The organism is Shewanella sp. JNE2 (assembly GCF_023159115.1).
Classification (GTDB): Bacteria; Pseudomonadota; Gammaproteobacteria; order Enterobacterales; family Shewanellaceae; genus Shewanella; species Shewanella putrefaciens.
Genome location: NZ_CP096169.1, coordinates 1,566,467 through 1,578,544, shown reverse-complemented (window position 1 = coordinate 1,578,544; position 12,078 = coordinate 1,566,467). Strand labels below are relative to the sequence as shown.

Below are 12,078 nucleotides of genomic sequence, written 5' to 3'. Positions count from 1 at the left end.
CTAGACACTGATCGTAATTTTGCACTTGAACGATCCTTTTTAACCGTCACACTGGGGACTATTGAATGCTGTAAGATGATGCCCAATGACCGACTTCCCCAATGACATCGAACAACTCAAGGCCATGCTTCTTGCCAAGGATGCATTGTTGCAGGCCAAAGAGGAGGAAGTCGCCGCCCTCAAAACGCAGGTGCAATTGCTCGTTGAGCAGCTCAACCTCAGCAAATCCAAACGCTTCGCTGCCCAAAGCGAAAAAGTCGCCAAAGGAACGTTCAACGAAGCTGAACAGCAAAACGCGTTGCCTTCCTCACCTAAAGAGCGCAGAAAAACGGGTCGTAAACCGCTGCCTGCTGACCTTGAGCGCGAGGTGCAAACCCATACCTTAAATGCGCCGTATTGCGACTGCTGTGATGCGCCTTTACATGAATGCGGTAAGGAAATCAGCGAAACCCTGAAAATCCTACCTCAGCGAGTGAGTGTCATTCGCCATGAGCGCACCAAATATGCTTGTCGCCACTGCGAGCAAACAGCCGAAACCAGCAAAGTGGTCACAGCTCCAAAACCGGCGAGTATGCTCCCTAAAAGCCTTGGCAGTGCCGAGGCCTTCGCCGCCGTGGTCACCGCCAAATACGTCGATGCACTGCCGCTCTACCGTCAGGTAGATATCCTGAACCGCTCGGGTATAGATATTAGTCGCGCCACCTTGGCCAACTGGTGTGTGCAGCTTGGCAGTAAAGTGCAGGTCATTATCGATGCAATGAAAGCGCAGCTCCTAAAAGAATCCCTCATCTGCGCCGATGAAACCACGGTGCAAGTGCTCAGAGAAGAAGACAGACAGGCCCAGTCCAAATCCTATATGTGGGTTTATCGCAGCGGCGAGTTCACCCCCAATCCCGTCGTCATCTACGACTATCACCCCAGCCGAGCAGGCGCTTGTGTGCGCGAATTCCTTGGTGATTACCATGGTTATCTGTTGTCAGATGGTTACAGTGCGTATGACACGGTAGACGGTGTCACTCAAGCCGCGTGCATGGCGCATGTGCGCCGCAAGTTCACCGATGCTCAAAAGGCATCCCCTTCGAAAAAGGCAGGGAAACCCGAAAAGGCCCTGGCCTTTATCGCCAAATTGTATGGGATAGAAAAGCGAGCCAAAACGCTGTCGGCCGAAGCCCGCCAACAGCTGAGGATGCAAGAAAGCCTCCCCATATTGAATGACTTCAAAGCGTGGCTCGATAGCCTGAATGTGCTGCCCAAAGGAGCATTAGGCCAGGCCATCACCTACACCAAGAATCAGTGGCCTAAGCTGCTGACCTACCTGGAAGATGGACATATCAGCATCGACAACAATGTGACAGAGCGGGATATCCGGCCGTTCACGACGGGGCGAAAAAACTGGATGTTCTCAACGTCAGTCGGTGGTGCGAAAGCCAGTGCCAATCTGTATAGCTTGGTCATGACGTGTCGGGCGAATGACATCAACCCCTATTATTACTTCCGGCACCTGTTCACGGAGTTGCCAAAGCGTTCAATCGCCGATGATATGTCGGATCTGATGCCATGGAATGTTTATCTCAGTGGAATTGAGTAGGGCTTCACTGGTTCATTAACCGCTTACTTTTTAATAATAAAAATTCTGAATCCCTGAATCCCTTTACGAATAGGGATTTTTATCGGGATAAGTTGTTCATCCCACAGCGAATTTGAGGCTTCTGCCATCACATTGACAATTTGTCCATCGACTAATGACCTAAAAATGCGATTTCGGCTCATAACTACATCAGACACTTGCAGCGATGCATCCCCAAAATCAGCTTGAGTGGCCTCAATAATTAATGTTAAGAGATCATAGGTATATTCATATCGATGGTCATTTTCAGATTCGGGATGGTTGATAATAAAAACATCAACAGCATAAGAAATCGGAGTATATACACATATTCCCCAAATAAGCAGTTTAACTAATATACCTATTCTCAATGAATTAATCATAGATAAGCTCTGTGCGCTAGATAACATTCCTTTTATGCACCTCCATTATAGTAGATGGATTGCTAACCTACCCGATGGGAGAAAATACAGCAGGTAAATGGATCGTTTATTACGTGCAGCAATATAAGTATAAACTGAATTAAGGGGGATAAATCGCACCTTTATCGATAGGGTTTGATGATATGATTGCTCGTCCACAAGCTCTAAACAACATAGGAACTAAGATGCTTTATATGCGAAAAATCCTTCTCCCTGTGATCATGCTAAGCCTAGGCGCATTGCCTCTATATGCTCCAGCACAGGACACCAGCGCGTTATGGGGTAAAAAGTACACTGAGGTGAAATCAAGTTTATTAGCTGCTGGCTGGGTATTAGCGCCTGTAGCAGAAGATGAAACGCCAATAACAGCAGATTACCCCGAAATAACCTGTGGTAACGGCGCGATGGCAATTTGCTCTGTCGGCTTTAAGCGAGACAATAGTACGCTTGCCTTAGTGGTTGAATCTATTGAACAAGAGCTTATTGTGACAGGTGAATACTAAATAGCCCAATAGATGATGTTAAACTCAGCCTAAGCATCTAATGTAGACGAGGTAGTGATGTCATCTGTACCCCAATCAAAACAAGAACTTGAATTGGCTATTCGCTCAGTTTTCCCCAAATTGATGGCAGACTATCGTTCAATCCCAGCCCAAATGTCCCGTGTGTGCAGCATAGAAGGAAACATCAAAGGCACACAAATTAGTGTAAGTGATACAATCGCTTACCTTATTGGTTGGGGTAGCTTAGTGCTCAAATGGTACGAGTTAACATCGCAAGCACTCCCCGTTGATTTTCCCGATACGGGTTATAAATGGAATCAACTGGGATTATTAGCAGAGCGATTTCACCGAGAATATCGCCAATGGCAATATGCTGATTTACTTAATGAATATGAACTGACAATGAAAAAGCTGTCAACGCTGATTGCTAGCCTCAGTGATCAGCAGTTATATGGAGTAACTTGGTATGATAAATGGACTCTGGGCCGTATGATCCAATTCAATACTTACTCCCCGATGAAGAATATGCGTACCAAAGTACGACGATTCAAAAAAGACAATGCGTTAGCATAGCAAGCGAGTCTTTTAAGCACGGAGGTATTCATGCCAAGTCCCCACTCTCACCCGCGGTTAGGCCCAAACCCCAACGATAAAGCGCCGATGAAAGGCTTTCCTCAGGTTGGCTTTCTTAAAAATTTTATTTCCCGCGAGAACATTATCGTCGGTGATTACACTTATTATGACGATCCAGCAGGGCCTGAGAGGTTCGAGTCGAATGTACTTTATCACTTTGACTTTATTGGCGATAAACTGAATATCGGTAAATTCTGTGCCATTGCGAAAGACGTGAAATTCATTATGAATGGCGCCAATCATCAAGTATCTGGCTTCTCGACTTATCCTTTTTATATCTTCGGCAATGGCTGGGAGAAAGCGGCGCCCAAGCACGAAGATTTACCTTTTAAGGGCGACACCTGTATCGGTAACGACGTGTGGATTGGTTATAACGCCACTATCATGCCTGGGGTGAAAATTGGCCACGGCGCCATTGTTGCCAGTCAATCCGTAGTGACAAAAGATGTACCGCCCTACGCAGTGGTTGGCGGTAATCCTGCCACAGTGATCAAGCTGAGATTCGAGCAAACTGTGATAGATGGGCTTGTTGCTATCGCTTGGTGGGATTGGCCGATAGAAAAAATCACTCAACACCTAGAGGCTATCGCAGGTGCAGAACTCACAACATTACAGCAGGCGACATAAATAACGCCTATCGCGAACAGGACTGAACGAAAAATCTCAAGCGACAAGCATTAAGCAACAAACATAAAAAAACCGTCATTAAACGCAAACAAAATCCAATATGCGCAATTTTGTACAAAAGCACTGAGGGTTTCTGGGTTATTATCAGGCACACCCCGCCCATTCATACACTAAACACGGAGGCCTAGTGTGAACACAGAACATGCGGCCTACCAGATTGCCGATGAATTAGGTGGCCTCGAGTTACTCAATGCCCACTACCATAAACAAAACTTTAGTCGGCACACCCACGAAGGTTACACCGTCGGGGTGATTGAAACGGGGGCGCAGCGTTTTTATCGCACGGGTGGCAACCATGTGGCGCCAAAGCACAGCATCATTCTCGTTAACGCCGACGAAGTCCATAATGGCTGTAGCGCCACAGAGGGCGGTTGGTCCTATCGAGCCATGTATCCAGTACCCGCACAGTTTGCCAATATTAACAGTGATCTAGCATCAAACCGTGGTGCGCCCTATTTCCCTGAGCCCGTAGTGTACGATCCTGAATTAGCCGAATTACTGCGCTTCACCTTTACTACCTTAGATACATCGGACAATCGCTTACTGCGCGAAAGCTTGGTCTATTCAAGCTTGACACAGTTGATGACACGCCATGGCAAGAATCACCCAAGCGATGACCTCGCTGTAATCGCTAAGCCTGCGTTAGCACTGGTGAAATCCTTTATCGACGATCATCCTGCGGCCGACATCTCCCTTGAAGATCTGGCAACACTCGCGGGATTAAGCCCCTATTATTTGCTGAAGCAATTTCAGCGTTATTACGGCTTACCACCCCATGCTTACCAAATTCAGGCCAGAGTAAGACTCGCCAAAGGAAAAATCAAACAAGGCACACGGCTGCTCGATGTCGCCCTCGATTGTGGTTTTCACGATCAAAGTCACTTGAATCGACATTTTAAAAAGACAGTCGGTGTTACGCCAGGGCAATTTGCCAAAGAAATAGGCCGCAATATTATCCAAGCCTAAACAACCACTTTAGGTTAATCTACCATGCTCATTCTTGCTTTCTCCTCGATTAACTAAGCAAGCAACCTTATCCAAGTATTCATTGTTTAATAGCGACCCTCGCGTCGCCGCTATTTTTAGGAGCCAAAGTGGCCACGGACAAGCTTATAAAACCTGATGTTTATCCTGTGCATCCCACAAAATCCAAGGCATTTTTAAAAGGCACCTTGGCCATGATGCCGTTGACGATAGCGGTTGTACCTTGGGGCATTTTAGCGGGCTCCTTCGCCATTGAAGTTGGGTTAACGCCCATTGAGAGCCAAGCCATGTCGGCGATTATCTTTGCGGGCGCTGCTCAATTAGTGGCACTAGGCATGGTGAAAGCTGGTATTGGTCTGTGGAGTATCTTAATTACGACGTTACTCATCACCTCACGCCATCTGTTATATGCAATGGCGATGCGCAGTCAAATCAGTCCGTTGCCGTTAAAGTGGCGCCTAACATTGGGCTTTTTGCTCACAGATGAACTATTTGCCATCGCCAATCAAGGCAAGTTGCATAAGTTCGACCCTTGGTACGCCCTTGGCGGCGGTTTGAGTTTCTATATCGGTTGGAACATAGCCACACTACTTGGCATAGTGGCGGGCAATGCTATCGAGAATTTAGGTGAGTTGGGATTAGATTTTGCCATCGCAGCCACCTTTATCGCTCTGGTCGTTCCTACCATAAAAAAACCATCGATTCTCGTCTGTGTATTAGTGTCGCTCACCCTAGCAGTGGTATGCGCCGTTTTTAAAATTCAAGCGGGACTGCTCATTGCCGCCATTGCGGGAATGACGGCAGGTGTACTTTACGCCAAAGTGACCAAAGAAACGGAACGCGCAGAACAATCCGCAAGTCAGTTAGCAAGCACACAGGCCAAAACAGAAATGGATACAGAAGCTGGGCCTGACATTAAGACAAAAACTGAGGCGAATACTGGTAATGAAAGTCTGACTGAGACAAAAACACTGTCAGGAGAAAAAGCATGATTTGGTTAATGATCTTTTCAATGGCGGCGGTTGTGTTTATCAGTCGTCATTTACTACTTGAGCCTAAACTACCACTGCGATTAAGTAAGGGCACCCAAACCTTTTTAAGTTACTCAGCCCCTGCGGTACTCACTGCAATCTTTGCACCCATAGTGTTTGTGCAAGAAGGTCAGCTTGATCTCAGCCTAGATAACAGCTATCTCATCTGCGCCATAGTCGCTACAGTGTTGGCGCTCGTCACCCGTAATACCTTGCTGACCACAGTGCTAAGTATGGGACTATTTTTCTTTATCCATTAGGCAAATATAATCTTCAAGCTCTTGCCCGAGAGTGAGATCAAAATGGCGATTTAACCGCACAAGGCCTGTGATGCGATCGACCCTGAAATTACGAAAATCAGCACGTAGCTCACACCATGTCAGTAAGGTCCAAGTACCACGCCAAAAATAGATGGCGAGCGGCCTAACTTCCCGCTCGGTAACATCCAGTTTGACATCTTGATAGAAGAGTTTGACGTATTCGCGGCGCTGAGCCGCATTACGCAAAGGGTCAAGGAATTGAAACTCATTGGAGTCGAGGTAAAAATCCGGTGAAAACATTAAGGATTGGTAGGCTTGTAATCGTTTAGGCAACACAGCTTCGACTTTAATCATCGCCTGCCGAGCGGCACTACCGAGTTCTTTGCCACCCCAAGTTTGCACCATACGCATGCCAACTTGAATCGCCTCCAATTCGGCTTCGTTAAACATCAAGGGCGGAACATTCACCTCGTGGCGCAACAAATAGCCGACCCCCGCCTCCCCTTCAATAGGAATGCCGCTTAAACACAAATCCTGCACATCACGGTAAACCGTGCGCGTGGACACCTCTAACCGTTCAGCCAACTCTTGGGCTGTGGTCAGGCGTTTATGTTTGAGAATTTGCACTATTTGAAATAGGCGGTCAGCGCGGCGCATTAGTTCTGATTTAATCCTTTAATTCACTCTTAAATGTTTTTTACAATTTGAATCATAAAATCCCGATATAGATCTCAACCTCAGTAGCACTAAGATAGACTTCAAAATCCGTTTGATAACGTCGCTGATGCAAACATTCAGCCGCGCTAAAATAACCCCACACTTGCCCCCAAAGATCGATAACACACTGGGGCATATCACCCTGAGCGGTGAATTTTAGGTACTTGCCCGCGTTAAGCTCCAATGGCATAAAATGACTTGTATCAACAGGGGCATCAATTGCCTTACCCACCAGCACAGAAAACTCGCCATTCATGTCTGACTCATAATCATAATACACGCCATACATGGGCGAATTGAGCATAGCGGTGAGCTGGGATGATTCAAAAAAGGCTTGCCACAGACCGCCTATTTTCGCGCTATCGGCGGACATTTCAGCCCTATTGCTCGTGCAGGTACTGAGTCCAAGTAAGGGTCGAGCATCAATATAAACCACATCCATCTTTGTTTCTTCCATAAAAATCTAAACCCATGCTTTAGTTAATTGCGTGATTTTAGCGTCATGCCATAAGGCCACGACGCTAATACATTAATCACTCGAGACTACTTATCCTTAGACCACAGACCCACTTTATTGCCTTCACTATCGGCAAATAACGCAATGTAACCGCACTCTCCATCATTAATCGGCGTCACTGGCAGCAAAATATTCACATTGGCGGCAGCGAGTTTATCCACTAAAGGTTGCAAATGGGTGCTGAAATGCAAATACACAGTACTGCCCTGCATTGACGGCTGGCTCATACTGCACTTGACTAGCCCTATGCTCGCCGCACTCGCATCCTCAGTGACTATGGTCGCATATTCCATGTCTTCCATATCGTCACGTTTAAACTCGACCCCAAAATGCTGCTGATAAAAAGCAACAGCACGGTTCATGTCACTGACAGGAATTTCACCCCAAACTAACGGTGCAATAGATAACATTTTCACTTTCTCCTTGTTGAAAAAATATCAATGATTCAAAACCTTATTCGTACAATTCAGGACAGAATCATTAACGGGCGACAACAAGCATAAAACAAGGCTACTGACAGCATGATGTCAGTAATGATCGAGCCTTCGTAAAATTTAAGTCGTTGCCTTAGCAAGGAAAGTCTGTGTACAAAGTAAAGGACGTGTACATGGCAACTTATAGAACATTACCTAGCGGCAATATTAACGCAATGGTGCGCTCCAAAGGCCAAAAGGCAATCACCAAGACCTTTAGAGCAAAAGCTGAGGCAGAGGCTTGGGTAAGCCAAATAGAAGGCCATATCTTGATTGCAGGCTCACTAGCGCATTGTTCAAACTTATATCTAAATACACTAAAAGGTCGAGGAGGCACTGAGGCAACTACTTACAGAGCGACTAACTTAATCAAGGGGCTTCCACTCCAAGCGATGGATATAACGCTTAAGCACATTGCGGCCTATACCCAAGAAAGGCAGACCTTAGTTAGCGATTCCACTATCCGCCTAGAGCTTCAATTACTCAGCCGTATACTCAAGTTTAACCATCTACCTAATATCCTTGAAGGATACAAATTACCTAGGGCTGGCAAGCCTAGGGAACTCGTAATCGACCCTATTCAATATCAGATGTTACTCAACAATATATCGCCTAAGGTTGCCCCTCTGGTGATCTTAAGTTATGAAACAGCTATGAGGCGCAGCGAGTGCCTTAGCATAACCACTGAATGTATTAACTGGCAGACAAAGACGTTGAGGCTAACCAATACTAAGAATGGTTTTGACAGGGACGTGCCGTTAAATAGCCGAGCATTGGCGGTACTCAAGGAAGCCATTAGCACAGCTCAGGGAGGCTTTCTATTCACAACTAAACCTAATCTAGTTAGCCAAGCATTTAGGCGGTCCTGTGATCGTTTAAACCTACCTAAGGCACTGTGTTTTCATTCATTGAGACACACAGCCATTACACGATATGCAAACCGTAAACTCAATACCCTTCAACTTCAGGCCATTTCAGGACATAGGAATATCAGCATGTTGGCGAGATATACCCACATAAAGGCGAGTGATTTAGTTAGTTTATTAGAGTAATTGCTATCGGTTTACTAAGTCGTTGATATTGGAGTTTCAAAAAGTGAGAGAGAAATGTACGGCAACTAGTGTATGAGTCGACTTACCTAGTTTCCCCCATAGGGGGCTTACAGCCCTCTCAAGACTATTCAAACCAATTATTAGAGGCTTGCCAGTTTTATTAGCCCCTCACTCTTTAGTATTGAAAATGTGAATAGCATCACTTGTTACCTCATCCCTAACTCATAACAGAATAAGAATATCTACTTGACCAAGCGTATTCAGCAAGTATACTTAAATGAATACAAAGATACTTTCCCAATTACCTAGGCTTGCGATACCAAATGAATACACCTGAATCAGATAACGACCGATACCACATGCTGAATACACCTAAACTTATTATTCGAGCTTACCTTAGAGCGTCCACCAGCGAGCAAGATAGCAGTCGGGCTAAGCCTGAGTTAATGGCATTCACCAAAGCCCATGGAATGACCGTCACAACCTTTTATCAAGAAAATGTATCAGGTACTAGCTCAGACCGTCCAGAGCTTAACAGGCTTATTGAGGAAACCTCAGAGGGCGACATATTATTGATTGAAAAGATGGACAGGTTAAGTCGTTTACCTTGGGAGTTATGGCAATCACTTAAAGCCAAGATAGCCGCTAAGGGGCTAATCATCGTTATCGTTGACCAACCTCAGACACACTCAGCCCTAACCACAACAGATAATAACTCAGGCTTCATACAACGCGCTCTAACGGCTTTTATGCTAGACCTAGCCGCTGGTATGGCTAGAGACGATTATGAGACTAGAAGGGCTAGACAGGCCCAAGGGATAGCAAAGGCTAAGGCTGAGGGTAAGACTTGGGGTGGACAGAATAAAGATGCTCAGCTACATGAGGCCATCATTACCCACTTGCAGACCATGAGTATCAGGAAAACCGCAGAGTTATTAGATTGTTCTGTATCAACGGTTCAACGGGTTAAGAAGCAATCCGAGGCCTAGATAACCTAGTAAACCTGTCGGGTATTTGTCCGTCGGATATTCGCGGGTTTGCGATGAGTTTATTCAATAAAAACAAACAGTTACCCAATTCTAGCTACTGCGTTACTGTCTAATGTGTACCGCTATTGAAGAAGACAATAATGAAGACCAATAAGAGGGCCTAGAATAGGCCAATAGCCGAACCTAGTTTGTCCGCAATTGCGGACTTGATAGAGCCAACTTGACACGTATTTGTTAATAAAAGTCCGCAATTATTAACATCGCAGTAAGCCATTGATTTTATTTAGAAATCAATTAGTACCACTATTAGAGAGAATACTAGCCATCTAGGCGTCCCAGAAACACACACTTTTAATCACCGTTAAGATTGCCTCCTCAGGGTAATCAATACTCACTTTCCTGCATTCAATTGCAACCAGTCAATCTCAGTAATTTAGTTGAACATCGTCAAGGCCGCGATGAGCAATTTAGCTAAGTGAAGTGATTGGCTGGTGGAAGGCCAGTATTTCGCCCACCTATGGCCTTAGGGTTGGCGCGGAGATTATCTTCAAGTTACACACACAAAGTCTTTGATAAAGGCCTAAAGAAGGTAATAGAAGGCTCCTAGTTTAATTTCTTATTATCTTCTTAAAAGATTAAGACCTTAAGAGGCCTCTAGTAAGAGATTTTAAAGATATAAAGAAGTTAGGTAAAAGCAACCTATTGGGCCTATTGAGTCGCTGATATCGATTAACTTACCCCTAACTAAAGTATACTTTATTAGCTAATCAAATATGCCTACCTAAAACATTTTTAACATCATCACCATTTTGTTATATTAAAGTAAACTACGACCTCGGCTATATCACGACAACAAACTAATACATAAGATAAATTTAACAATGATAGACAAGTAATTATATAAACTGCATGTACATTTTACATGCCATACTTATATTCAATTAACCCCTAAACATTGTTTATTAGCTAATGCATATGCTTTTTTATAGTTCTCCAATACAAAATATTCTTCGGCGATATCAAATTTCTTAGCTATGTCTAAAGGTGACACAATCTCAACAGTAAGGGGTTCTTCACTATTAAGCATTTTCTTCATGTTCGATGTTAACCCATCCGAAGTGGTTAATGAGACTATTGATAACCTTTTTGTGGCATTTTTTACATTTACAACAAGTAATTCTGCATCGAATGAATGTTGTTTATTGCTAAATTTAACAATGACATTTTTACCTTCAATGTCTTTAATAGAATTATCATAGCTTGTGTAATGGACAATCAGATGATCTATTGAACAATCCTCAGGCATTTTTGCAATCCCCAGATCATGGCTATAGACTGTAGCACCACGCGTAGTAAATATTGTTAAACCATGAGATGTATTTACTGCCCAATTATCGATTGATACTTTTGCTTGAGTTAATGAACTGAAAGATAAACAAAAAACGATAAACGCCTTACTAATATTTATAACTATTTTCATATTTCAAACCTTTACCTTATATTCTAATTACGTTGTATCCGATAACAAAGAGGCATACTAAAGAAAGGAATTATAAATTCCAACTTTCTGACTTGATAATTTTCGAATACTTCTCACAAGAGGACTCATCATAAAATGATTTAAGAGATTCCTTGTCAATATCACCTTTATGCGCAATATAACCAATAATAATACGCCTAACTTCACCTGTTGCCTCGTTAAACAATAAAGGAATTGTTCCAGCTTGAGCTTCACCTTTAGAAATAAGCATTGTCGCGTTTGAAAAATTAACATATATATTATTAAGCATATCCCTATTATACATATCATTTGAATTTAAAATGCTACCATTCACACTTAACGTCTCGACGAAAACATAACATCTTGGTGCATTATTAACTACATCAATAGGCTCAAGTGACCCCTTAGCTAATAAGCTAGCAGATGAAAACCCCATTAAAAGAACAATTACTACTAATACTTTATTTGACCACACAATATATTCCTTAATTTACAAAAAATTTAATTAATAACTTATATAGCTACAGGGAATACTAATTTGGAGAAAATATCTATGAAATTAAAACTCATTCACTGCAATAGAAAAGACATAAACCCTATACCAATTAACAATATAACATCAACAATACGATGAACTCTAATTGTAAAAGTTGTGAACAATATCACTCTAAGCTAGATAGTTCAAAGCAGTTAATTAAAAGAA

General features: G+C 43.6%; 15 protein-coding genes. 9 read left to right on the top strand and 6 right to left on the bottom strand.

Annotated elements, in window-relative coordinates:
* Positions 1 to 85: 85 nt before the first annotated feature.
* Positions 86 to 1,588: an IS66 family transposase gene (gene tnpC, locus MZ182_RS07035; RefSeq protein ID WP_248085115.1), complete on the top strand. Its 1,503-nt coding sequence runs from the start codon at positions 86 to 88 to the stop codon at positions 1,586 to 1,588.
* Positions 1,589 to 1,611: 23 nt separating this feature from the next.
* Here tnpC and MZ182_RS07030 read toward each other — a convergent pair whose 3' ends face one another.
* Positions 1,612 to 1,989, bottom strand: a complete 378-nt coding sequence (locus tag MZ182_RS07030) for a hypothetical protein (protein WP_248069333.1) — start codon at positions 1,987 to 1,989, stop codon at positions 1,612 to 1,614.
* Positions 1,990 to 2,213: 224 nt separating this feature from the next.
* Here MZ182_RS07030 and MZ182_RS07025 point away from each other — a divergent pair, with 224 nt between their 5' ends.
* The 6 genes from MZ182_RS07025 to MZ182_RS07000 all read left to right on the top strand — a co-directional run bounded on the left by MZ182_RS07025 (position 2,214) and on the right by MZ182_RS07000 (position 6,126).
* Positions 2,214 to 2,531, top strand: coding sequence for a hypothetical protein (locus MZ182_RS07025; protein ID WP_014610273.1), 318 nt, complete (start codon positions 2,214 to 2,216; stop codon positions 2,529 to 2,531).
* A 57-nt stretch (positions 2,532 to 2,588) separates the two neighbouring features.
* Positions 2,589 to 3,104 (top strand): ClbS/DfsB family four-helix bundle protein, encoded by a 516-nt coding sequence (locus MZ182_RS07020; RefSeq protein ID WP_248069328.1) that lies wholly within the window; start codon positions 2,589 to 2,591, stop codon positions 3,102 to 3,104.
* A gap of 30 nt (positions 3,105 to 3,134) precedes the next feature.
* A complete protein-coding gene (locus tag MZ182_RS07015) occupies positions 3,135 to 3,791 on the top strand; it encodes a Vat family streptogramin A O-acetyltransferase (protein ID WP_248069327.1) in 657 nt (218 codons plus the stop codon).
* A 189-nt stretch (positions 3,792 to 3,980) separates the two neighbouring features.
* A complete protein-coding gene (locus tag MZ182_RS07010) occupies positions 3,981 to 4,817 on the top strand; it encodes an AraC family transcriptional regulator (protein WP_011789921.1) in 837 nt (278 codons plus the stop codon).
* Positions 4,818 to 4,945: 128 nt separating this feature from the next.
* The gene (locus MZ182_RS07005; protein WP_248069319.1) at positions 4,946 to 5,827 is read left to right on the top strand and encodes an AzlC family ABC transporter permease; all 882 of its coding nucleotides are present in this window, start codon (positions 4,946 to 4,948) and stop codon (positions 5,825 to 5,827) included.
* A complete protein-coding gene (locus MZ182_RS07000) occupies positions 5,824 to 6,126 on the top strand; it encodes an AzlD domain-containing protein (protein ID WP_011789923.1) in 303 nt (100 codons plus the stop codon). The genes MZ182_RS07005 and MZ182_RS07000 overlap by 4 nt, the downstream gene beginning before the upstream one ends.
* On the opposite strand, the gene MZ182_RS06995 is transcribed toward MZ182_RS07000, so the two are convergent.
* The 3 genes from MZ182_RS06995 to MZ182_RS06985 form a co-directional block, all read right to left on the bottom strand.
* Positions 6,106 to 6,783, bottom strand: a complete 678-nt coding sequence (locus MZ182_RS06995; protein WP_011789924.1) for a helix-turn-helix transcriptional regulator — start codon at positions 6,781 to 6,783, stop codon at positions 6,106 to 6,108. The two genes, MZ182_RS07000 and MZ182_RS06995, sit on opposite strands and share 21 nt — an antisense overlap.
* 52 nt (positions 6,784 to 6,835) lie before the next feature.
* A complete protein-coding gene (locus MZ182_RS06990) occupies positions 6,836 to 7,285 on the bottom strand; it encodes a GyrI-like domain-containing protein (protein WP_248069335.1) in 450 nt (149 codons plus the stop codon).
* Between the two features lie 101 nt (positions 7,286 to 7,386).
* On the bottom strand, positions 7,387 to 7,770 hold the full coding sequence (locus tag MZ182_RS06985; protein WP_011919047.1) for a VOC family protein: 384 nt from the start codon (positions 7,768 to 7,770) through the stop codon (positions 7,387 to 7,389).
* A 197-nt stretch (positions 7,771 to 7,967) separates the two neighbouring features.
* Between MZ182_RS06985 and MZ182_RS06980 the strand changes: the two genes are divergently transcribed.
* Together MZ182_RS06980 and MZ182_RS06975 are read left to right on the top strand one after the other, a co-directional pair.
* On the top strand, positions 7,968 to 8,885 hold the full coding sequence (locus MZ182_RS06980) for a tyrosine-type recombinase/integrase (protein WP_248069317.1): 918 nt from the start codon (positions 7,968 to 7,970) through the stop codon (positions 8,883 to 8,885).
* A 323-nt stretch (positions 8,886 to 9,208) separates the two neighbouring features.
* Positions 9,209 to 9,874 (top strand): recombinase family protein, encoded by a 666-nt coding sequence (locus MZ182_RS06975; RefSeq protein WP_172599595.1) that lies wholly within the window; start codon positions 9,209 to 9,211, stop codon positions 9,872 to 9,874.
* Between the two features lie 937 nt (positions 9,875 to 10,811).
* Here MZ182_RS06975 and MZ182_RS06970 read toward each other — a convergent pair.
* Both MZ182_RS06970 and MZ182_RS06965 read right to left on the bottom strand, forming a co-directional pair.
* Positions 10,812 to 11,354: a hypothetical protein gene (locus MZ182_RS06970; protein ID WP_126492314.1), complete on the bottom strand. Its 543-nt coding sequence runs from the start codon at positions 11,352 to 11,354 to the stop codon at positions 10,812 to 10,814.
* A 70-nt stretch (positions 11,355 to 11,424) separates the two neighbouring features.
* Entirely contained in the window at positions 11,425 to 11,850 is a 426-nt protein-coding gene (locus MZ182_RS06965; protein ID WP_126492316.1) for a hypothetical protein, read from the bottom strand.
* Between the last annotated feature and the right edge of the window lie 228 nt (positions 11,851 to 12,078).